The organism is Intrasporangium sp. (genome assembly GCF_040414665.1).
GTDB lineage: Bacteria > Actinomycetota > Actinomycetes > Actinomycetales > Dermatophilaceae > Intrasporangium.
Genome location: NZ_JBEDUL010000179.1, coordinates 1 through 21,403 on the forward strand (window position 1 = coordinate 1; position 21,403 = coordinate 21,403).

The 21,403-nt window shown below is 70.9% G+C and carries 17 protein-coding genes, 1 pseudogene and 1 riboswitch; of the genes and pseudogenes, 7 read left to right on the plus strand and 11 right to left on the minus strand.

What is annotated here, in order from left to right; all coding sequences use genetic code 11:
• Positions 1-373, plus strand: a pseudogene (locus tag ABF401_RS20170) (transglutaminaseTgpA domain-containing protein); the annotation flags it as partial.
• A 175-nt stretch (positions 374-548) separates the two neighbouring features.
• Positions 549-1,094, plus strand: coding sequence for a flavodoxin domain-containing protein (locus tag ABF401_RS20175; protein WP_353511384.1), 546 nt, complete (start codon positions 549-551; stop codon positions 1,092-1,094).
• A 75-nt stretch (positions 1,095-1,169) separates the two neighbouring features.
• Here ABF401_RS20175 and ABF401_RS20180 read toward each other — a convergent pair whose 3' ends face one another.
• The 6 genes from ABF401_RS20180 to ABF401_RS20205 all read right to left on the minus strand — a co-directional run bounded on the left by ABF401_RS20180 (position 1,170) and on the right by ABF401_RS20205 (position 7,810).
• A complete protein-coding gene (locus ABF401_RS20180; protein WP_353511385.1) occupies positions 1,170-2,942 on the minus strand; it encodes an RNA polymerase sigma factor in 1,773 nt (590 codons plus the stop codon).
• A gap of 330 nt (positions 2,943-3,272) precedes the next feature.
• Entirely contained in the window at positions 3,273-3,671 is a 399-nt protein-coding gene (locus tag ABF401_RS20185; protein ID WP_353511386.1) for a universal stress protein, read from the minus strand.
• A gap of 90 nt (positions 3,672-3,761) precedes the next feature.
• Positions 3,762-4,994 carry a homoserine O-acetyltransferase MetX gene (gene metX / locus ABF401_RS20190; protein WP_353511410.1) on the minus strand — a complete coding sequence of 411 codons (1,233 nt, stop codon included), beginning with the start codon at positions 4,992-4,994 and terminating at the stop codon, positions 3,762-3,764.
• A 19-nt stretch (positions 4,995-5,013) separates the two neighbouring features.
• A riboswitch (SAM riboswitch) is annotated at positions 5,014-5,127 on the minus strand.
• Between the two features lie 83 nt (positions 5,128-5,210).
• Positions 5,211-6,359, minus strand: coding sequence for a DUF4192 domain-containing protein (locus ABF401_RS20195; protein WP_353511387.1), 1,149 nt, complete (start codon positions 6,357-6,359; stop codon positions 5,211-5,213).
• 148 nt (positions 6,360-6,507) lie between these two features.
• The gene (locus tag ABF401_RS20200) at positions 6,508-7,053 is read right to left on the minus strand and encodes a YkvA family protein (RefSeq protein ID WP_353511388.1); all 546 of its coding nucleotides are present in this window, start codon (positions 7,051-7,053) and stop codon (positions 6,508-6,510) included.
• Entirely contained in the window at positions 7,043-7,810 is a 768-nt protein-coding gene (locus ABF401_RS20205; protein WP_353511389.1) for an EcsC family protein, read from the minus strand. The genes ABF401_RS20200 and ABF401_RS20205 overlap by 11 nt, the downstream gene beginning before the upstream one ends.
• A gap of 188 nt (positions 7,811-7,998) precedes the next feature.
• Here ABF401_RS20205 and ABF401_RS20210 point away from each other — a divergent pair, with 188 nt between their 5' ends.
• From ABF401_RS20210 to ABF401_RS20220, 3 genes are all read left to right on the plus strand, one after another.
• Positions 7,999-9,147 carry a MalY/PatB family protein gene (locus ABF401_RS20210; protein WP_353511390.1) on the plus strand — a complete coding sequence of 383 codons (1,149 nt, stop codon included), beginning with the start codon at positions 7,999-8,001 and terminating at the stop codon, positions 9,145-9,147.
• On the plus strand, positions 9,140-10,921 hold the full coding sequence (locus ABF401_RS20215) for a DNA polymerase (RefSeq protein WP_353511391.1): 1,782 nt from the start codon (positions 9,140-9,142) through the stop codon (positions 10,919-10,921). The genes ABF401_RS20210 and ABF401_RS20215 overlap by 8 nt, the downstream gene beginning before the upstream one ends.
• Before the next feature lie 65 nt (positions 10,922-10,986).
• Positions 10,987-11,898 (plus strand): alpha/beta hydrolase, encoded by a 912-nt coding sequence (locus ABF401_RS20220; RefSeq protein ID WP_502908298.1) that lies wholly within the window; start codon positions 10,987-10,989, stop codon positions 11,896-11,898.
• A gap of 4 nt (positions 11,899-11,902) precedes the next feature.
• On the opposite strand, the gene ABF401_RS20225 is transcribed toward ABF401_RS20220, so the two are convergent.
• Together ABF401_RS20225 and hrpA are read right to left on the minus strand one after the other, a co-directional pair.
• Positions 11,903-12,880, minus strand: coding sequence for a PAC2 family protein (locus tag ABF401_RS20225; protein WP_353511393.1), 978 nt, complete (start codon positions 12,878-12,880; stop codon positions 11,903-11,905).
• An 89-nt stretch (positions 12,881-12,969) separates the two neighbouring features.
• Positions 12,970-16,977, minus strand: a complete 4,008-nt coding sequence (gene hrpA, locus ABF401_RS20230) for an ATP-dependent RNA helicase HrpA (protein WP_353511394.1) — start codon at positions 16,975-16,977, stop codon at positions 12,970-12,972.
• Between the two features lie 325 nt (positions 16,978-17,302).
• On the opposite strand from hrpA, the gene ABF401_RS20235 reads away from it, so the two are divergent.
• Positions 17,303-17,719, plus strand: a complete 417-nt coding sequence (locus ABF401_RS20235; protein WP_353511395.1) for a hypothetical protein — start codon at positions 17,303-17,305, stop codon at positions 17,717-17,719.
• A 7-nt stretch (positions 17,720-17,726) separates the two neighbouring features.
• On the opposite strand, the gene ABF401_RS20240 is transcribed toward ABF401_RS20235, so the two are convergent.
• Genes ABF401_RS20240 through ABF401_RS20250 form a run of 3 tightly spaced genes read right to left on the minus strand, consistent with a single transcriptional unit; the run spans position 17,727 to position 19,760 of the window.
• Positions 17,727-18,974 carry a lipid II:glycine glycyltransferase FemX gene (locus ABF401_RS20240; protein WP_353511396.1) on the minus strand — a complete coding sequence of 416 codons (1,248 nt, stop codon included), beginning with the start codon at positions 18,972-18,974 and terminating at the stop codon, positions 17,727-17,729.
• A 5-nt stretch (positions 18,975-18,979) separates the two neighbouring features.
• Complete coding sequence (locus ABF401_RS20245; protein WP_353511397.1) at positions 18,980-19,405, minus strand: hypothetical protein; 426 nt, start codon at positions 19,403-19,405, stop codon at positions 18,980-18,982.
• Positions 19,398-19,760 carry a hypothetical protein gene (locus tag ABF401_RS20250; RefSeq protein ID WP_353511398.1) on the minus strand — a complete coding sequence of 121 codons (363 nt, stop codon included), beginning with the start codon at positions 19,758-19,760 and terminating at the stop codon, positions 19,398-19,400. Before ABF401_RS20250 ends, ABF401_RS20245 begins: the two co-directional genes overlap by 8 nt.
• 94 nt (positions 19,761-19,854) lie before the next feature.
• Here ABF401_RS20250 and ABF401_RS20255 point away from each other — a divergent pair, with 94 nt between their 5' ends.
• On the plus strand, positions 19,855-21,309 hold the full coding sequence (locus ABF401_RS20255; RefSeq protein WP_353511399.1) for an ADP-ribosylglycohydrolase family protein: 1,455 nt from the start codon (positions 19,855-19,857) through the stop codon (positions 21,307-21,309).
• Positions 21,310-21,403: the final 94 nt, after the last annotated feature.

Sequence of the window (21,403 nt, forward strand, 5' to 3'; positions counted from 1 at the left end):
GGACCTCGTCGAGATCGAGTGGGACGCGCTGATCTCACACTTCGACGACCTCGGGCTGTCCGCGCCACCGGGAGCGACCCTCCGGGCTGCCCGCGATCGTTACATCACCGACGGGCACCTCGACGACACACATGCATCCGCGATGCGTCGGGTCACGGCAACCCTCGAACGGGCTCGCTACGACCGGCCGGAGCGGACCACCCCGGGAGAGACAGAGGAGCTCCACCGGGACATCCGCTCGATCCGTCGACAGGTGTCGGGGACCCGCTCGTGGACGACCCGGGTCAAGTCCTTCCTGTGGCCCACCGAGGGCGTCTCGGTATGGCGTGACCTGACGGGTCGGTTGGGACGGTTCCTGCGCCGACGCGGATGAGGCGCGGAGCGCCGAGAGCGGCGACCGCGTGGCGGTAAAGGGCTCGGGCGAAACCTCTGGGACCTTCGCCCCTACAGCCGCGCCCTTGAGCAGGTGACGGTGGGCGTAGGAGGACGCGGGCGGGTCTGCGAGGCCCACCCGGGATCCGAGTCCGGCAACGCCAGAAGGAGGAGCCGTGAGCAAGGTCTGCATCGTCTATGGGACCACGGAGGGGCAGACGGCCAGGATCGCCGACGTGATGGCTGACGTCATCCGGGCGCATGGCCACGACGCCACCACCGTCGACATCAAGCGCGCCCCGCGTGGCCTGCCCGAAGGCTGCGACGGGGTGATCGTCGGGGCCTCGATCCACATGGGCCAGCACGACAAGCAGGTGCTCGAGTACGTGCGGCACAACCGGGAGGAGCTCGAGCACCTGCATTCCGGCTTCTTCTCGGTGAGCCTTGCTGCGCACGGCGACCTCGAGGAAGCGGAAGGCTACCTCGAGCAGTTCGAGCAGCAGACGGGTTGGCGACCAGCCCAGGTTGCCCTCTTCGGCGGTGCGTTGCTCTACACGCACTACGGCTTCTTCAAGCGTCGGCTGATGAAGAAGATCGTCAGCGACAAGCCTGGTCAGCTGGGTACCGACACCACTCGCGACTACGTCTACACCGAGTGGGACGCGGTCCGTGGTTTCGCCGAGGACTTCCTCAGCCAGCTCTCCACGACCACTGCGAGCTAGTCCATTGGCCGACGAAGGAGCGGGCCACGCTCCGCGAAGCGCCCGTGGCCCGCACCAGCGTCGAGATCTGCAGGTTCAGTCGAGGTAGTCGCGGAGCACCTGGCTGCGGCTGGGATGGCGCAGCTTGCTCATCGTCTTGGATTCGATCTGACGGATCCGCTCACGCGTGACGCCGTAGACCTTGCCGATCTCGTCGAGAGTCTTCGGCTGGCCGTCGGTGAGCCCGAAGCGCATCGAGACGACACCCGCCTCTCGTTCGGACAGCGTGTCGAGCACCGAGTGCAGCTGCTCCTGGAGCAGGGTGAAGCTCACTGCGTCAGCCGGCACGACGGCCTCGGAGTCCTCGATGAGGTCACCGAACTCCGAGTCGCCGTCCTCGCCGAGGGGCGTGTGGAGCGAGATGGGCTCTCGGCCGTACTTCTGCACCTCGACGACCTTCTCGGGCGTCATGTCGAGCTCCTTGGCGAGCTCCTCCGGCGTGGGCTCCCGACCGAGGTCCTGGAGCATCTGGCGCTGCACGCGGGCGAGCTTGTTGATGACCTCGACCATGTGGACCGGGATGCGGATGGTCCGTGCCTGGTCGGCCATGGCTCGGGTGATCGCCTGCCGGATCCACCACGTCGCGTACGTGGAGAACTTGTAGCCCTTGGTGTAGTCGAACTTCTCGACGGCGCGGATCAACCCGAGGTTGCCCTCCTGGATGAGGTCGAGGAACAGCATGCCGCGGCCGGTGTACCGCTTGGCGAGCGACACGACGAGGCGCAGGTTCGCCTCGAGAAGGTGGTTCTTCGCCTTCTTCCCGTCCTGGGCGATCCACCAGAGCTCGCGCTTGAGCTTCATGTCCAGCTTCTCGCCCGAGTTGAGCTTCTCCTCGGCGAACAGGCCGGCCTCGATCCGCTTGGCGAGCTCGACCTCCTGCTCGGCGTTGAGCAGGGCCACCTTGCCGATCTGCTTGAGGTAGTCCTTGACCGGGTCTGCCGTGGCGCCGGCCGTCACCACCTGCTGAGCGGGGGCGTCGTCCTCGTCATCGTCCCGGATGACGAAGCCGGACTCCTCCTCGGCCTCCTGGGCATTGGGCTGGGCAGCGGCTGCGGCACCGACCTTCTCGTCGTCCTCGTCCTCGGACTCGGTCTCGGCGACCTCCTCCGGGCTCTCCACGTCGGTGAGCTCGACCTCCTCGAGCTCACTCTCGACGGCCTCCTCCGGCTCGGCATCGTCCTCGGTCTCCTCGACCTCGGACACGGTCTCGCCGGCCTGCGCGGCCGCGCCCTGGCCTGCCTGGCCCGTCCTCTTGGCAGCGGCGGACTTCGTCGCCTTCTTGGCCGTCGCCTTCTTCGCCGGGCTGGCCGCCGCCTGCGCAACCCCGGCGTTGGTCGCCGCCTTCTTGGCGGTCGTGGCCTTCGTCGTCGCCTTCGTCGTTGCCCTCGGGGCTGACTTGGCAACCTTGGCACCCTTGGCGGCAGCGCTCGTCGGGGCTTCGCCCTTCGTGGCCGGCTTGGCGCCGCCATCGGCCTCGCCCGAGCCCGCCTTGGCGTCGCTGGCCCCACCGGTCGCGGCCGAGCGGGGCTTGCTGGCCGCCTTGGTCGTCCTGCTGGTTGTGGTCCGGGTCGCGGTCTTCGCGGCCGCGGCGGTCGTCTTGCGAGCGGTTGCCACAGTGCCTCCCTTGCTGCCTCTGCGGGTGTTCGTACCCAGTGCCGCGGTGTCCACGACGATCTCGATGTCGTTGGCCTCGAGGGTCGTCAGGACCGGTTTCATCTGCCTCAGGTCGAGCTGGGCTGCCACCTGCGCCTGGGCGATCTCGGAGCCAGTGACCGTTCCCGTGGCCCGGCCCTTGACGAGCAGCTGCATGATCGCGTCGTTCTGAAATGCTTTGGGAAGCGTGGTGGGGCTGGCAGCTGGGGTTGCCTTCGGCACGGAGGATGTCACCTTTCGGTCGCACGGGGGTCGTCGTTGCGCTGCCCGGCACTCGGGCATGCATCATCAACGAACGAGAATGGGGATTCGCTCCGGAAGTGCTTGGCCTGTCGGAGTCGACTCCTCCGTCGATCTCTCGGTGCGCCTCGTGCGATCCGGCTCAGTGGACATTATAAAACGCCGAGGGGGTCGGCGGGTAAACGAGTTCCCCACCCACCCCCTCAGACCCCCTCATGCCGTCGCGCACCCCGCGGCGCCAGGGGCTCAGTCCGCCTTGACGGCAAGCACCGGGCAGCTCGCGTCGAGCAGGATGCGCTGCGCGTTGGAGCCGAGGATGAGCTTGCCGACCGGGCTGCGGCGACGCAGGCCGATGACGATGAAGTCCGCCTTCTCCTGCTCCGCAACGGAGATCAGGTCCTCGGCGGGGTCGTTGCCGCGGACGAGCTGGCGCACCTCGTGCTCGAGGCCCTTCTCATGCAGAACGCCCTTGATGCGGTCCAGCTCGCTCTCGAAGCGGGCGGCCTCGTCGGCATCGAAGTCCCTGCCACCTCGGTGCGAACTGATGACGACGAGCTTGGTACCGCGCAGCACGCACTCCTCGGCCGCTCGCTTCAGTGCGGCGCGACCTTCCTTGGTGGCGACGTATCCAACGACAATGGCCACTTGCCCGGACCTCCTTGGGACGGAAATGTCTGTGCTCGGACGCTACCCGAAAATGGCGGTGCAGGCGGGCTCCCCGAAGGCGCGTCGGGGTCAGCTGGGGGTGACTTCTCCCACGCCGCGGTCCGACGCCAGCGCCGCACGGATGATTGCACCCACCTGGTCGTCCTCGATGAGGAATCCGTCGTGGCCGTAGGACGAGGTGATGTGCGCCCGCACCGACGTCGGCAGCTGGTCGTGCAGCTCATCCGACAGCCGCGGCGGGTAGAGCCGGTCGGTGTCCACCGAGGCGATGGTGCAAGCTGCCTTGACTCGGGAGAGCGCGACAGCAACACCTCCGCGGTCCCGACCGACATCGTGGGAGTTCATCGCCTCGGTGAGGACCACATACGAGTTGGCGTCGAACCGCTGGGCCAGTTTGCCCGCGTGGTGGTCCAGGTAGCTCTCGACCGCGAAGCGGCCCCGGTCCCCGGGCCTCAGCGGGTCCTCGCCCAGCTGGGCGTCGCGGCCGAATCGCTCCCCGAGCTCGGACTCGGTCCGATAGGTGATGTGCGCGATCCGACGTGCGAGGCCGAGTCCCGCCTCGGGCGACCGGCCGGTGCGGTAGTAGTCGCCACCGGCGAAGTCGGGGTCCTGCCGGATGGCGAGTAGCTGCGGCTGGCACCAGGCGATCTGGTCCGCCGTCGCGTAGCCAGTGCTGGCGAGCACGATGCTCCGGTCGACCTGGTCGGGATGGGAGACTGCCCACTCGATGGCCCGCATCCCGCCCATCGACCCGCCGACCACGGCCGCCAGGCGCGTGACGCCGACGTGCTCGAGCAGGCGGGCCTCGACGGCCACCTGGTCTCGAATCGTCACGTACGGGAAGCGGCCGCCCCATTCGCGCCCGTCCGGTGCGATGCTCGAGGGCCCTGTCGTGCCCTGACAGCCGCCGAGGACGTTGGCCGCGACGACGAACCACGAGTCCGTGTCGATGGGACGGCCCGGGCCGATGAGTCCCGGCCACCAGCCGGGTGACGGGTGGCCCTCGCCGGCGTCCCCGTCGACGTGGCTGTCCCCCGTCAGGGCGTGCTCGATGAGGACGACGTTGTCACCGGCGGCGTTGAGGGTGCCCCACGTCTCGTAGGCAACGGTCACGTCACCGATCGTGCCTCCGCGCTCGAGTGCCACATCGCCGATCCGGGCGAACCGGCGCGATCCCACGGGATCCCCGGTGCGCCAGGCCCCACCCACGCGTGGCGGCGCCACGGGTGCGGCGAAGCCGTTTCGGACCCGTCCCTGCCATCGGCGCGTCGGTCGGGTCGGGGCCTGATGGCTGTCAGTCATCGTCAAGGTCGACTCCCTGTGCTCGCGCTTGCACGCACCAGTGGTGGTGCGGCCAGGTCCTCACCCGGGGCACCCCACCGCGACGGAGGGTTGCCGACCAGCGAGCCGGGGCTTGGCGCTGGTACTCATGACCTGGGCCAACTGTACGTCACTCCGTCCCCGTCTCCCGTGTCGTCGTCCACGGTGTGAACACCGGCAGCACTGGCGTTCCGGGAGTCAGGCGGCCGGCATCCGCAGACCATGGTCGAGACCGAGCCGCATCAGCCGGGCCAGCTTGTGCTGCGGCTCGATCGCGAGGGCGAGATCGACGCACATGCCCGCCTTCGTGCCGTCGCCTCGCCACCAGGCGTGGGACGCCGCGATCGTCAGGACCGGTGCGGCGAACCGGGTCGGCGTCGCGCGGCACAGGGCCTCGAGCGCGTGCTCGACCCGGCGGTCCTCGCACGGAAAATCGTCCACATCAGGGGCGCTCTCATGGTCGGCCAGGGTCTGCTCGCCCTGCCCCGGCTGGCCCACGGGCGAGCCGAGAGCGTTCAGCCGCCCCCGCACCCGGTCGTCGACGTCACCGGCGGCCAGCCAGCCCGGGCACAGCCAGGCGATGAGGGCGTCCCGCAGGTTCTTGTCGTCCAGCGGCCCGACCAGGGCTGGAAGCAGCGAGTCAAGGTCGGCCGGCTCCTCGTCGTCCAGCAGCGCGCCCCACGCCGAGAAGCATTCGTCCGCGAGCACGTCCCACGTCCGGGGACGGTCGCCCGGGTTCCCCCCGGCATCCGGCTCCACCCGCTCCCCTGCCAGGCTTCTCATGGATTGGTGCCGCAGTGCGGCATGGTAGCTGCGCCGCCATCGCTCGACGGCCAGGCCGACCCGCGCCTCGTCGGCGCCCGCCCTGGCCGGTCGAACCAGCGCCTCCATGGTCTTGCGGTCGGCAAGGACAGCACGGCCCAGGGCGACGTAGCCGGCGACCGCAGGCACATCGGCAGGCGCTGGTAGGTCCTGGCCGTCCTCCGGACAGTCGTCGACCTTGAGGCAGTACCAGCGCCCAGCCCGGATCACGAGGTCTTCAGAGACCGGGATCCCGGCGAGCCCCAGCGCCGCTCCGAGTGCAGCGGCGAGGGGCCGGGCCTCTCCGGGCCGGCTCTCGTACGAGACCAGCGCCACCGCGGTGGGGCCGTCTCGCCGGATCGTCTCGGTCAGCTGCGCCGCTGCCTCGGCCGCATGCGGGCCTCCGACCACGTCGATCCGTGCCACCAGACCGACGGCCCGGTCCCGGAGGCAGATTGCGACGACACTTCGCTCGGGTTGGAACCCGAGGTGGAACGGGACGATGGTGACCAGCTCGGCCGGCCCGGAGACTGAGATCTTCTGCATGCCCCGACACTGGCCGTCCGACGACTGCCCCAACAGCGGCCGACCCCGCTCCTGTGGACAACGTTCGACGCGCGCCGGGGATGTGGACGACCGCTGCAGCACATCCCGCACTACATCCCGCAGCAGGTCCGCCGCATGCTGCCGGGAGTCACCGCTCCAGTCTCTTGCGGACCGTCTCGAGGACGTAGTTCGTCGCAGCCTGCCTGGCCTCGACGTCGGGGCGAGGTCCGGCTCCGGTCGCGCCCGCCTCCCGGTGACCCGGGTCCGCGGTTCCGCTCCCAGCCGTGGTTGCGCGTCCAGTTCCGCCAGGCGCCGCGGCCTCGTGACGGACAGCTGCTCGAATCGTCCGCGAGGAGCCGCCCAGACCTTCGCCGGCCTCCCACGCGAGGAACCGGTCCGTCTCCTCGACCAGCGTCTTGATCGCCCACGAGATGACGACCGCGTCGTCGACGGTGCCGAGCACCGGGAGGACGGCCTCGGGCACGAGGTCCACCGGCGAGACGATGTAGGCCACCGCGCCGGCGAGCAACGCGAGGCGTCCCCGCGTCGTGCCGACGTAGCGACCACTGACGGTCGCCCGCACGAGCCTCGGCACCGCCTGCACCCGGCTGGTGAGGCTCGGTGCGCCGGGTCGGGTGGATGCACGGACCACCGAGGCGACCGTGGCGATGAGCTTGATGCGCTTACCGGCCATACGTCGCCACCGCGGGGAACTCCCGGCGAGCCTGACCGGCGATCCGGGTCAACATGTACGCATCGACGCCGCCACCGATGAGCCCGCCGACGACCGGAACCGCGCGACCCAGCTTCGCGATGATGCCTGATCCGAGGCGGCCGAGCAGGCGGAACGCGATCGCCTTGTTGAGCACCATGAGCGCGGGTGCCGGGAGCCGTTCGAGCGCGACTGCGGTGAGCTTGCCGCCCGCCGCGAAGACCCCGGCCTTCTTGAGCAGGTCATCACTGTCGGCGCCCGCAAGGGTGAGCAGGACGGCAGACCGGATCTCCGGCTGGTCGATGTCGTAGCCGCGGAGCCGAGCCGTCGCCGCCGTCATCCGGGTGCCGAGGAGGTAGAACTCGACGACGTTCGCAGGGAGGGCGACGGCCATGGTGAAGAACCCGCCGAACCCGGTGGCGAAGCCGCCGGCCAGCCCGAGGCGACGGTGCTGGCGGTGGACCAGCCGGATGGCCAGGTCGGGATCGCCACCGGCGTCCTTCAAGGCATCGTCGGCCACCTCGTGCGCGGAGTCGAAGGGCCCCTTCCCATCGATGCCGACGTCGAGCAGCCGCTCCATGAGCCGCGTGGCTGCGCCGCTCAGGCCACCTTCGTCGGCGCCTCTCGCCCGCTCGAGCGCGCTGCCGCCGGATCCGTGCCTCGCAACCTCCTGCACTTGGGCGGCGGTGCGGTCCGACGCTGCACGCGTCTCGTCCTTGCCCCATCCGAAGATGCCCACGCGGCTCCTTCCCTGTCACAGTTCGTCTCGTCGACCACGGGCGCCCAGCCCTGCCGTCGACTGTCCGGACCGGGCTGACGTTACGCGATCCGTGACGCGCACGAGGCCGTTGGTGGCCTTCCCTGGCCTAGCCCTTACCCCCTGTTCGGCTCCTCGAGACGTCGGTGTGCTCTCCTAGGCTCGTGACCATGACCGACCGCATCCTCACGGCCCCGGCGGACGAGCTGAGGCGATCTCGCACGAGCCTCAAGTGGCGCACGCACCCGAGCGACGTCCTGCCACTGTGGGTGGCGGAGATGGACTGTGAGCCGTGCCCGGCCGTGGTCGAAGCCGTGTCGGACGCGATGCGCCGCGGCGACACGGGCTATCCCTGGACGCGTGACTACACCGAGGCATTCGCCAGTTTCGCTGCGACCGAGTGGAACTGGCAGGTCGACCCGGGGTCGGGTGTCGTCGTCGCCGACGTCCTCAGCGGCATCGCCCGCCTTTTGGAGGTTCTCACGGACCCGGCGGCGCCGGTCGTGCTGAGCTCCCCCGTCTACAACGCCTTCTTCACCGTCATCGACTCCATCGGGCGCAAGCCGCTCGATGCGCCGCTCACAGCGGACGGCCGCCTCGACCCCGAGTCCCTCGCCGACGCTTTCGCGCGGGCCACGAGCGGGGGCGCCCGAGCCGCCTACCTGCTGTCCAACCCGCACAATCCGACCGGCACCGTGCACACGTCGGCGGAGCTGGAGACGCTCGCGCGTCTCGCCGCCGACCACGGCGTCACGATCATCTCGGACGAGATCCATGCCGCCCTGGTGTACCAGCCCGGCTCCTTCACGCCCTACCTCACCGTCCCCGGCGCCGAGCGGGGCATCACGGTGACGTCCGCCTCGAAGGCGTGGAACCTCGCCGGCCTCAAGTCCGGCCTCATCGTTCCCGGGGCCGAGGCCGGTGCCGCGGTCGGCCGTCTCCATCCGTTCGTCACCTTCGGCGCGAGCCACCTGGGTGTCATCGCACACACCGCCGCCTGGACCCACGGCGGCGACTGGGTGCGGCGCCTCGTCCAGGAGCTCGACGCCAACCGCCAGCTGCTCGCGGAGATCGTCGCCGACCAGCTGCCCAGGGTGCACCTGCAGCTGCCGGAGGCGACCTATCTGGCCTGGCTCGACTGCCGGGCACTCGACCTCGGCGACAACCCGGCGGCGTGGTTCCGCAGTCATGGGCGGGTCGCCCTCTCCGAGGGCCCGAGCTTCGGCGAGGGTGGTCGCGGCTGCGCCCGGCTCAACTTCGCCACGTCACCGGAGATCCTGCACGAGGCCGTCCATCGGATGGCCGGCTCCCTTGGCTGACCAGCAGGCCGGGCGACCTTCCGCCCCAGCCCTTGTCGCGCTCGTGGTGGGCACCACCGAGGCGTATGCCGCTGGGCCCGGTCTCGACGAGCCGTGGCCGCTCGCCGAGGTGGCGTCTCACGTCGCCAGGCTGGTCGAGTCCGTCAACCCCCGCTGGGTCGTCTGGTCGGCCGGAAACGGGCTTCGCGGGGTTGTCGCCGCAGGCGTCGAGGTTCCCCGGACGTGGGACCTCGCCGAGGCCCATCGGCTGCTCCACGGCGGCTGGTGGGCCACACCGGGCCACGTCGTGGCCGGCTGCCGCGGACTGCCTGCGCGGGAGGTCCCGCTCCCCCGGCGCGGTCTGCAGGCCGGCTTCGAGGCCGATCTCTTCGACGTGGCCGGACCCGGTTCGGACGACCTGTTCACAGCCACGGGGCAGCTCCGAGCCGACGCACTCGAGGGCTGGGCATCGACCACGGCCCGCCTCGCCGCCCTCGCCCACCTGGCCCTGGAGTGTCAACGCGAGCAGGACGAGTCCATGCGGCGCACAGCCGGACCCACCGCCGAGCGGCTCATCCGGACGGTGTGGTCCGAGTCCGCCGCGGCGGTGCTGTGCCTGGAGCTCGAGCGCGACGGCCTGCCCGTTGACCGTGACGCGGCCGAGGACCTCATCGGGGCTGCGGCTGGACCCCGACCGCAGGACGACGCGGACGCGGCGCGGATCCGCAGGCACCGAGACCAAGCGGTGTTGCGTCACGCACCCGGGCGCGAGCGGACCGACCTGCGCAATCCGGCCCAGGTCCGCGACCTGCTCTCCTCAGTCGGCGTCGACGTGCCCAGTACGAGGGCCTGGCTCCTCGAGCCCTACCGGCACACCCACCCGCTCGTCGACGCCCTCCTGACGTGGCGCAAGGACGAGCGGATCGCGACGACGTACGGTTACCGCTGGCTCGACGAGCACGTCGGCGCGGACGACCGACTCCGGGGCGCGTGGACCGCCTGCGACGGGGCCGCTGGACGGATGACCGCGCAGCACGGCCTGCACAACCTGCCTGCCCCGCTCCGCCCGGCCGTCTGCGCCACACCCGGGCACGCGTTCGTCCGCGCCGACCTCGGACAGGTCGAGCCGCGGGTCCTGGCGGTCGTCAGCGGCGACCGGGCCTTTGCCGAGGCCACCCGCAGCGACGACCTGTACGCACCGGTCGCCGCCAAGCTGGGGGTCGAGCGCCCGGTCGCCAAGGTGGCCGTGCTCGCCGCGATGTACGGCCAGCGGTCCGGTGCGGCGGGCGAGGCACTCGAGGACCTTGAACGCGCCTACCCGGTCGCGATGAGCCTGCTCGACCGGGCCTACGCCGACGGCATGGCCCGCCGGCCGCTGCGAACGTTTGGCGGTCGCCTGATTCCCTTCGAGGCGCCGGTGGCTCGTGCCGGCCCTGCCACCACGCAAGAGCAGGATGCCGCCGGGAGCGCGCCCAGCGGCATACGGTCTGATGGCGCTGCCGACGCAGCCCGGGGACGGTACGCACGCAACGCGATCATCCAGGGGTCCGCGGCGGAGCTCTTCAAGGCGTGGGCGGCAACGGTGCGCCACGAGGTCCGCCCACTGGGCGGGCAGATCGTGCTGTGCCTGCACGACGAGCTCCTCGTCCACGTGCCGATGGCGCGCGCCGACGAGGCGCGACGAACCGTGGCGGAGGCTCTCGCCCGAGCGTCACAGACGTGGGCGGGCACGGACCAGGTGCGGTTCGTTGCCGAGACGAGTGTCATCCGCCGATGGAGCGAGGCCAAGGAGTGACCCGTCCCACCCCCACCACCTGACCGAACACCGACCGACCACCGGACCGATCCGAAGGAGACCCCATCAACCCCCGCGAGACGTACCAAACGCTCAATGACAGCGTCTTTCGCCTCTACGCCGAGCACCGGCACAGGGAGGCCATCGACCTGATCACCGAGTCGTCCGCCGAGCTGCACCCCTGGCGTGCCGAGCTGGCCCACCTCCGTGCCTGCCTGCTCGGCTCCCTGGGCGACCACGACGAGGCGCTCGACACTCTCGCCACCGCCCAGGCCGCCGGCGCCTGGTGGGACCCCCGAATCCTCGTGGACGACGACGACTTGGCGGGCCTGCAGGCGCTCGAGCCCTTCACCCGCCTCGTCGACCGCTCGCGCGTCCAATGGGAGCAGGCCAACGCGCACCCGGACCGCAGCGGTGACCGCCTGGCACGGCCCGACGCTGCCCCACGGGGCGTCGTCGTCGCGCTCCACGGAGCCGAGGAGGACGCCGACGACGCGATGGCTGCGTGGCGTCCGGCGACGAACCACGGCTTCGCGGTGCTGGCCATCCGCTCGTCGCAGCGGACGTCGCCGCACTACCGGTCGTGGCCGGACCCGGAGCGCGCGGCCGCTGAGATCGCGGAGGCCCGCCAGCTGCTGCCCGAGCAGCTCCGGTCGTTGCCCACCGTCGCAGCCGGCTTCTCCGCGGGCGGCCGGATCGCCCTCCAGTGGGCCCTCTCCGGCAGCCCGGGCCCGGTCTCCGGGGTCATCGCCGTGGCCCCGGCCGCATCAGCCGGCTCTCTGCCCCGACGCGCGTCGGGGACCGAGCTCAGCCCGGCACTCCTCATCGTCGGAGCTGACGACGAGCTCGCCGATGACGTGGTCGGCGTGGCGGAGGAGCTCGGCTCGGGGAGCGGCGGCTTCAGGCTCGACGTGGTCCCGGGGCTCGGTCACCGCTTCCCCGATGACTTCCCCGAGCGGCTCGCGGCAGCCCTGTGACGGCTCAGCCCTGGGGGCCGTCCTCGCCGCCCCTCCCGCCGACCTCGCGGCCATCGTCGCCGTCGTCGCCCTCGTCGGCGACGTCCTTGAGGAAGGCCTCGAACTCGGCGCCGATCTCGTCGGCCGTCGGCAGGTCGGACAGGTCCGTGGCGAGCAGGCTCCGGTGTCGACGACCCTCGAGGAACGTGTCGTACTGCTGCTCGAGGGCTCGCACGACCGCCGAGATCTCGTCGGACTGCTCCATCTGGCGGGCGATCTCGGCGCGGTCGCGACCAGCGGCGGCGGCGAGCGCCGTCGTGTCCAGGTCGAGTCCGGTGGCGGCGATGATGCGCTGCAGCCCGAGGAGGCCGGCATCGGCGAACTCGCTCTGGCCGAGGTAGTGCGGCACGTGCACGGCGAAGCCGATGGCATCGCGTCCTGCCTCACCGAGGCGGAGCTCGAGCATGGCGGAGAAGCTGGCCGGGACCTGCACGGTGCCGAAGGGAGTCTCGTTGCCGGACAGCAGTCGCGGGTTCGTGCCGTGCGTGGTGAAGCCGAGCGGGCGGGTGTGCGGCACGGCCATGGGGATGCCGTGGACGCTCACGGTCAGCTCCACCTCGAGGGCGCGGATGAGGATCATGACCGCCTCGGCCATCCGGGCCCACTGGTAGTCGGGCTCGGGCCCCGCCAGGAGCAGGAAGGGCACTCCCTCGCGGTCGATCACCCGGTACAACAGGAGGCTCGGGTCGGCGTAGCTCTCCCAGTGGTCACGGTCGAAGACCATGGGCGGCCGCCGGCCGCGGTAGTCGAGGAGCTGGTCGACGTCGAACGATGCGATGACGCGGGACTCGTGAGCCTCCAGCACGTGCTCGGTGAGCAGACGCTGCGTGTGGCCGGCGTCGACGAACCCGCCCAGAGCAAGCACGAGCACCGATGCGTTCACGTCCTCGGCGGACAGCGAGGCGTCGGTCTCAAACTGGAAGAGCTCGGTGGGGTCTTGCACGGAAAAGCCTTTCGTGAGGGCGTTCACCGGGTCCAACGCGGTGCGCTGCACCATGATTCCCTGTGTCGCGGCCACCCACGCTCGCGGGGTCAGGGCGTGACCTTGGCGATCGCCTTGAGGATCCGCTGCGGCGAGACGCTGTAGGCGGTCCCGAGGGACTGGGCGAAGAGTGACACCCGCAGCTCCTCGATCATCCAGCCGATCTGCACGATCTCCGCCGCGCCGCGCTGGCTCGGGCGGAGGGCGTGCAGCAGGTCCGCGTAGCGTCCTTCGATGACGTCGACCTGGTCGAGGGCCTGGGCGTCCCGGGCGAGGTTGGCGGGAGCCTTGTCGAGCCGCTGCGCGGCCGCACGGAGATAGCGGTCGAGGTCCGGCAGCCGCGCGATGCCCGTCTCGGCGACGAAGCCCGGACGGATGAGCTCGGCCAGCTGGGCCCGGACATCGGCGACCAGCGGCCGGATCGCCGGATTCGTCGAGCCATCGAGCTCGGCGAGCCGGGTCGTCAGGGTGAGGTGACGAGCGAGGATCGGCTCGACGAGGGCGACGACCTGGACCACGCGTGCTGTCGTGTGCGTGCGCACGGCCGAGAGCGCCCACTCGAAGTCCTCACGAGTCCGTATGCCGCTGGGCTCGCTCCCGCGCGCGTCGCCCCCTTGCTTCGTGGCCGCTCCACGTACCCCGGGAGTGTGCACGACCTCCTCGCTGATCGAGTCGACGGCAGCTGCGAGGCAGTCGTCGAGGAGTGCCGGAACACTGCCGTGCGGGTTGTGGCCGAGGGCGAGCTTCTGGGCATTGGTCAGGCGCGCGAGGATCTGCTTCCACGGCGGGTTGATGCCCAGGAGCAGGAGACGCCGGACGCCGAGCCGGTGCTCGGCCTCGGCCTCCGCCCTGGTCGGGAGGACCCGCAGGTCGACCGCGACTCCCGTGTCCACGAGCGCCGGATAGCCCTGGACGCCCGAACCGCTCTCGAAGGTCTGCGGCACGACATCGACGTCCCAGCTCGTCAGGCCGGTGCGTTCCAGGCCGGTGCTCGCCGCCCGGACCTGCCGGCGCAGCTGCGGTGTCGCGGCTTCGCGGACGGCTTCGAGGTCCTTGCCCGTCGCAACGGGCTCGCCGGTGGGCGAGTCGACGCTGAACGTCACGCGCAGGTGGCCGGGGACCCGATCCCAGTCGAAGTCGTGGGGCTCGACCGGGACGCCGGCCCGGCGGCGCAGCGCCCTCGCCAGCGTGCTCGCGAGGGGCCCGTCCGCCGGGTTGAGCTCGGGCAGCACGGCTCGCGCGTGGTCGGGCGCGGGCACGAGGTGACGGCGGACTGTCTTGGGCAACGACCGGATGAGCGCCGTGACGAGCTCCTCCCGGAAGCCGGGCACCAGCCAGTCGAAGCCATCGGCGCTCACCTGGTTGAGCCGGTCGACGGGGACGTGGACGGTGGCGCCGTCCAGGTCGGAGCCGGGGTCGAACTGGTACGTGACGTCGAGGTCGAGGTCGCCCTGGCGCCACGTCGTCGGGTACTCCTCCACCCCCAGTGCCCCTGACCGGTCCCGGAGGAGGAGGTTCTCGGTGAAGGTGAGCAGGTCCGGTGTCTGGCGCCGAGCCTTCTTCCACCACGCGTCGAAGTGCCGGCCGGACACCACCTCTGCGGGGATCCGCTTGTCGTAGAAGGCGACCAGCACGCTGTCGTCGACGACGAGGTCACGCCGGCGTGTCCTCGCCTCGAGCTCGCCGATGCGCTCGAGGAGAGTGGCGTTGTCGCGGAGGAAGGCGTGCTCGGTGGGCCAGTCACCCTCGACGAGCGCGTGTCGGATGAACAGGTCCCGGGCCAGCTCGGGGTCGACCTTCGCCAGCCCGATGGTGCGGCCCACGACGAGCGGCACCCCGTAGAGCGTCACTCGCTCCGTGGCAACGGCTGATCCTCGGCGGCCGGACCATCGTGGCTCGGAGTACTGCCGCTTGACGAGGTGGGCACCGAGCTCTTCCGCCCAGGCCGGGTCGATACGAGCGGTGATCCGGGCCCAGAGCCGGGTCGTCTCGACGAGCTCCTCCGCCATGACGAACTGCGGCTGCTTGCGGAAGAGCGCCGAGCCCGGGCTGATGCCGAAACGGGCCCCTCGGGCACCGAGGTACTCACGGCGCTGTTCATCGCGGACACCCACGTGCGACAGGAGGCCGGCGAGCAGGGCCTGGTGGACGGCGTCGGTGTCGATCTCCCCCTCGCCGGTGCGGACGCTCCCCCGCGACACGTCGAGCCCGGCCTGCTTGGCCGTCTGCTTCAGCTGGGCGTGCAGGTCCTGCCACTCGCGCACCCGAAGGTAGTGGAGGAACTCCGACCTGCACATGCGCCGGAAGGCGCTCGAGCTGAGGTCGCGCTGCTGCTGCCTGAGGTAGGCCCAGAGCTTCAGCCAGGACAGGAAGTCACTCGTCTCGTCGGAGAACCGCTTGTGGGCGGCGTTGGCCAGCTCCTGCTTGTCCTGGGGCCGCTCGCGCGGGTCCTGGATCGAGAGGGCCGCGACGATGACGAGGACCTCGCGGAGCACCCCCCGGCGGTCCGCCTCGATGACCATCCGGGCATGCCGGGGGTCGATCGGCAGCGCGGCAATGGTCCGGCCGTATGCCGTGAGCCTGCGTCCCGGACGTCGCCGCCCCCTTCCCGCAGGCTGGCCGTCGTCCTCGGGCGCGAACGCCTGCAGCTCCTCGAGGAGGCGGACGCCATCGGTGACCTGCCGGCTGTCCGGAGGGTCGAGGAAGGGGAACCGGCCGATGTCACCGAGCCCGAGCGAGGTCATCTGGAGGATGACGGAGGCCAGGTTGGTCCGCAGGATCTCCGGGTCGGTGAACTCGGGCCGGCTCTCGTAGTCGGCCTCCGAGTAGAGACGGATGGCAATGCCCTCGGAGACCCGACCGCAGCGGCCGGACCGCTGGTTCGCTGACGCCTGGCTGACCGGCTCGATGGGCAACCGCTGGACCTTGGTGCGTTGGCTGTAGCGCGAGATGCGCGCCGTGCCGGTGTCGATGACGTAGCGGATGCCGGGGACCGTGAGCGAGGTCTCGGCGACGTTGGTGGCCAAGATGATCCGACGGCCGGTGTGCGGCCGGAACACGCGATGCTGCTCCGCGGCCGAGAGCCGAGCGTAGAGCGGGACGACTTCGGTGATGGGCAGCTTCATCCCGTTGAGCGCGTCCGCGGCGTCGCGGATCTCGCGCTCGCCTGACAGGAAGACCAGGATGTCGCTGCTCGGCCCGGAGTGCCGCTCGGTCCAGAGCTCCTCGACCGCCTCACAGATGCCGGTGATCATGTCCTTCTCGTCGCCCTCTGGCCGGTCCGGATCCACCAGCGGGCGGTACCGGATCTCGACCGGATAGGTCCGACCCGACACTTCGATGATGGGTGCCGGCTCCCCCGTCACCGGGTCGGCGAAGTGCTGCGCGAACTTCTCCGGGTCGATGGTCGCCGACGTGATGACGATCTTGAGGTCCGGGCGACGCGGCAGCAGCGCCTTGAGGTAGCCGAGGATGAAGTCGATGTTGAGGCTGCGCTCGTGGGCCTCGTCGATGATGATCGTGTCGTAGCGCCGCAGCTCGCGGTCCCGCTGCAGCTCCGCGAGGAGAATCCCGTCGGTCATGACCTTGACGAGCGTGTCCCGGCTCGACTGGTCGGTGAAGCGGACCTGGTAGCCCACCGTCGTGCCGAGGTCCACTCCGAGCTCGTCGGAGAGCCGCTCCGCGACCGCCCTGGCCGCGATCCGGCGCGGCTGGGTGTGGCCGATGACACCGTCGAGCCCGCGACCCAGCTCGAGGCAGATCTTCGGCAGCTGGGTGGTCTTGCCGGAGCCGGTCTCACCCGCGATGACGACGACCTGGTGGTCCCGGATCGCTGCGGCGATGTCCTCCCGCCGCTCGACGACAGGCAGGTGCTCCGGAAAGCTGATCGGCGGGACCAGCCCGGCCCGAGCGGCCCTGCGGGCCTCGCGCTGTTCCGGGCTCAGCGGCATACGGCCTCGTGGTCCCCCGGCACCCGGGGAGCGGCGCCGCACTCCGCCGCCGCGACGGTGTCCCCCGGACGGCCCACGCGGGCGGAAGGTGCGAGGGTCCTCGGGCATGGGCGACAGGATATGCGCGGAGCAGATGCGGTCCGAACCGGTTTCCGACGGAACCCAGCGCATCGGCGTAGGGTCGGATTGGGTGAAGCACAGCCTGAGAGGGGGACGGATGACCACGAGGCCAGCGGCTCCCGACCCGCAGAATGACCGTCACGTCGCCTTCCCGGGTGACCCGCCGGCAGGAGGCCTGCCGCCTACCGCGTGGGCCCCGGATCCCGGCACCCGCGTGCCCGGACCGCGGCCACGCCGGAGCAGCGCGGGGTGGTGGGTGGTCGCAGCGTTCTTCGCGCTACCTGTCGTCGGTAGTGCGATGCACAGCGATGGCATGACGAGCGATCGGTTCGCGCAGATGCCGATGAACCAGGACCGGGGCGCGGCCTACGTCGACCTGACCGAGATCCATGGCGCGAAGGTCTCTGGCGTCTCGCCAACCGACCTTCCGACCCATGCCGTCCCGCCGGGGACGAAGCAGTTCCGGCTCGAGGTCGTCGGCGGCGACCCGCGCGCGACGATCACGGTGGACAGTCAAGGTCCGGGACACGGTGCAGGCACGCAGGCTCCGGACGTCACCTTGCCGTACTCGGGCCTGGTGACCTTCGATGAGCCGCCCGAGACGCTCATGGTCGGCGTCGCCGGCGCGGATGGCCAGTACACGGTCCAGTGCCGGCTCTACGCGGACGACGAGCTCGTCGCCATCCAGTCGGGTGACGGTGGGACCGAGTGCGTCATCCACCAGTCGTGACGCCGCGCTAGACGTCGGCGTCCGGGGTGGCATTGGCTCCGGCCCGGCGGTTGTTGATGGCAACGCGCAGTGCCATGGCCTTCTCGAACGCCGTGTGCCAGAAGCGGTTCAGGACCAGCTCGCGCTCACCGACGAGCTCGACGACGTCGGCGCCCGCGCCGAGCTTGAACAGGAGCAGGCCGATGAGCGGCGACGTGGCGCCCAGCGACGTGTTGAAGCCACGCAGGTCATAGGCGGTGCAGCCGGCGTCGATCGCGTCCTGGATCGCCTGCCACTGGAGGGCGTTGCTGGCGCGAGCGTCCCGGTTCCGGCTCGTCGAGCCGCCGTAGAGGTAGGAGAACCGGTCCCCGACGCGAACCATGAGGGCCGACGCGAGGATGTCCCCGTCGACGTGCGCCTCGTAGATCCTGCCCGTGACGTGCTCGCCGCCCTCCGAGAAGGACCGGACCATCTGCTCGAAGTACGACCTCGCCCGGGGGACGAAATGGTCGCGCTCAGCGGTCTCCACGTAGAGCTGGTGGAAGGTGTCGACCCCGTCGACCCCGACGGACCGGACCGTGACGCCCGCCTTGTCGGCCTTCTTGATGTTGCGGCGCCACTGCTGGTTCATCGCCTTGAGGACGGCCTCGCTGCCTCGGCCGTCGAGGTCGATGACGCAGAGGTAGCGCGGCTGCCCCACGGCCGCAGAGCTCCCCCAGCCGATGGGTCGCCAGCGCCGGCGGTCGAGCCACGTCTCGAGGCGGCGCGCGTCTGGGTTGTCGATCGTGGGTGGGAGGGCCGTGAACGACATCAGCCCACCCTCGCTGATCTGCTTCTTGACCACATCGGGCTGCCACGAGCGGGACACGACGGGGAAGCCCAGCCGCAGGGCGAACGCTCCCTCCGACGTCGCCCAGGCGACGAGCGGGTCGATCCACGCGCCGGGGTCGGACGCGACGGCGTCCCACGGCAGGGCCGGGCCCTCCGGGAGGTAGGCGAACGAGCGCCGCAGTCGCGGAAGTCTGCGGGAGAGCACGAGACCGGCACCGACCCGGGCGCCCGTCGCGTCGAACCAGCCGAGATGGACAGCCGTCCAGCCGGGCTTGGTCCGTGCCCACGCCGGCGTCTGGAGGAAGCTGCCGCCGAGCCGGACCACGGTCGCCTGGGCCTCCTCCGCCGTGACCGGCCGGACGGTGAGCGGGCCGCTGGGCAGCGTCGGCTCGGTCGGCTCGGTCGGCTCGGTCGCCTTGCTGGGCCCGGTCGCGGCGTCGTTCATGGCGGTCACCCTATCGACGCGGTCCGGGGGACCCGGTTGCGGCGAATCCACAGCAGGCCGAGGACGGGCAGGACGAGCGGCACGTAGCCGTAGCCCTGGCCGAAGTGGGACCACACCGTCTTGTCCGGGAACGCCTCCGGCGCCACGTAGGAGACGGCCCCCACGACGAGGACGCCAATGAGCTCGATGACGATGGCGACGGAGGCGATGCGGACGGACACTCGGTCACCCCGCGCCAGACCGATGGTCGCCACGATGTAGATCAGGGCGGCCAGAGCCGAGAGGAGGTAGGAGACCGGGGCCCGGTCGAAGTACTCGACGATCTGGAGGACGCTGCGGCCGGTCGCGGCAAGCGCGAGCAGCCCGTAGAGCGCGACGATGAGACGTCCGGGTCCCCGGCCGGTGTGGGAGGCCGGGCTCGGGTCAGGCATTGAGACTCCAGATCTGCTGGACGCGGGCGATGAGAATGGCGACGACAAGGGCTCCCCCGAGCACGACGGCCATGGCCCACTGGGTCTTCTCCTTGATCGCGATGTAGATCGTGACCGGCAGGACGACCAGAACGGTGAACAGGTAGGCGATGAAGGTCGCCCGCTCGGCGCCGTCCCCGATCGCACCAGCCTGCGTCAGGCCGTAGACGAGCTGGACGACGAGACCCAGCTCGATCGCGGCGCCCACGAGGATGAGGGGGTCGTCGACCCGGCGCCTGCGGACCAGGTGGTGCCCGGCGATGAGGCCGAGCACTCCGGACGCGACGAGGAGCGAGACGGTCAACGGGGCGAGCACGCCGGAATCCTACGGCGTGGGGCCCACGGCCACCGAACCGGCCATCGGCCGTAGATTTCACCTGACCGTGCTGCCGTCCAAGAGAGGCCAACCCATGGTTGCGGACCGCCCCATCACCCTCGACCGCGCTGCCGGCGTACTCCTCGGTGGCGCCTGCGGCGACGCCTTGGGCGTGCCCTACGAGATGGCCGCGCCCCCGGTCGGCGAGGCGGTGATGAAGGGCGGTGGCCTCGGCCCCTACGAGCCGGGCGAGTGGAGCGACGACACGCAGATGACTCTCTGCGTCGCGGACGTAGCAGCTCAGGGCGTTGACCTGACCAGCGCCGAGGGCCTGGACGCCGTCGCGGACGCGTTCTCCGCCTGGCTCGTCGGCGGGGCAACCGATGTCGGCGCCCAGACCAGGACGGTCCTCGCCGAGGCTGAGCGCCTCGCGGGGCGGCCCCACGAGCGCCTGACGGCGGCCAGCCAGGCGCTGCACGAGCGCACCGGGCTCACCGCAGGCAACGGAGCCCTGATGCGCACGTCGGTCGTCGGCATCTGGAACATCGGTGACCGTTTCGCAACCGCACGGGCCGCACGCGCCATCGCCGAGCTGACCCACGCCGACCCGTTGGCCGCGGACTCCTCCGTCCTGTGGTCCGAGGCCATCCGCGTGGCCACGACCGAGGGCCGACTCGACCTGGGGGCCGGACTGGACCTGGTCACCCCGTCGCACGGGGACTCGTGGGCGCAGTGGATCGAGGAGGCAACCGGCGAGGACCCCAAGCGCTTCGTCAACAACGGCTACTCGGTGACCGCGCTCCAGGCGGCCTGGGCCGCCATCACGACGACCGATCGGGGAGATGCGTCGGCCATGCACCTGCAGCGTGGGCTGCAGGCCGCCGTCGGGGCCGGTCATGACACCGACACGGTGGCCGCCATCGCAGGCTCCCTCCTCGGGGCCCGTTACGGCGCCTCGGCTGTCCCCACCCAGTGGCGCCGCGTGGTCCACGGCTGGCCGGGCTACCGCGCCCATGACCTCGTCGAGATCGCGGTGTGCACGTGGTCCGGCGGGCGGACGCCCGGGACATGGCCCTCGGTGGCGACGATGGCCGATCCGGCGATCGGGCAGCTCGGCCTGCCGCACCCGATCGACCCGGACATCGTGCTGGGCACGATGAGCGATCTCGCCCGCACGGCGGAGCTCGGTGTCCAGGCAGTCGTGTCGCTCTGTCCGCTCGGCCTGGAGGACGTCCCGGCGGCTGGCATCCCGCCCCGGGACCACCTCGAGGTCTGGATGAACGAGGACGACTCCGAGGACTCCAACCCGCATCTCGACTTCGTCCTCGACGACGTGTCCTCCGCCCTCCGCCAGTTCCGCGCCGAGGGCAAGCGGGTCCTCGTCCACTGCCGCGACGCGACGCACCGCACCCCGGCCGTCGCCCTGCGGTACGCCGTCGATCTCGGCGTCGCGCCGGAGCTGGCTGAGCGTTCCATCCTGCAGGCCATGCCCGGGATCCGGGGCGAGGGTCGGCTCTGGCACGTGGCCGCCCATGGCATCAGCGGCTGAGGCGCCGCCAGCCCGCTCAGCCGGTCAGCCCAGGTCAGCTGCATCATCGCCTGGGCATACGTCAGCGACCGCCCCCAGGGATAAGGGCGGTCGC

Bases quoted from the DNA above. Each gene is read 5' to 3' on its own strand.
- ABF401_RS20240 (WP_353511396.1), bottom strand. From the start codon at position 18,974: ATGAACGACGCCGCGACCGGGCCCAGCAAGGCGACCGAGCCGACCGAG.
- metX (WP_353511410.1), bottom strand. From the start codon at position 4,994: ATGACTGACAGCCATCAGGCCCCGACCCGACCGACGCGCCGATGGCAG.
- hrpA (WP_353511394.1), bottom strand. From the start codon at position 16,977: ATGCCCGAGGACCCTCGCACCTTCCGCCCGCGTGGGCCGTCCGGGGGA.
- ABF401_RS20180 (WP_353511385.1), bottom strand. From the start codon at position 2,942: ATGCAGCTGCTCGTCAAGGGCCGGGCCACGGGAACGGTCACTGGCTCC.
- ABF401_RS20245 (WP_353511397.1), bottom strand. From the start codon at position 19,405: ATGCCTGACCCGAGCCCGGCCTCCCACACCGGCCGGGGACCCGGACGT.
- ABF401_RS20200 (WP_353511388.1), bottom strand. From the start codon at position 7,053: ATGGCCGGTAAGCGCATCAAGCTCATCGCCACGGTCGCCTCGGTGGTC.
- ABF401_RS20195 (WP_353511387.1), bottom strand. From the start codon at position 6,359: ATGCAGAAGATCTCAGTCTCCGGGCCGGCCGAGCTGGTCACCATCGTC.
- ABF401_RS20255 (WP_353511399.1), top strand. From the start codon at position 19,855: ATGGTTGCGGACCGCCCCATCACCCTCGACCGCGCTGCCGGCGTACTC.
- ABF401_RS20210 (WP_353511390.1), top strand. From the start codon at position 7,999: ATGACCGACCGCATCCTCACGGCCCCGGCGGACGAGCTGAGGCGATCT.
- ABF401_RS20235 (WP_353511395.1), top strand. From the start codon at position 17,303: ATGACGAGCGATCGGTTCGCGCAGATGCCGATGAACCAGGACCGGGGC.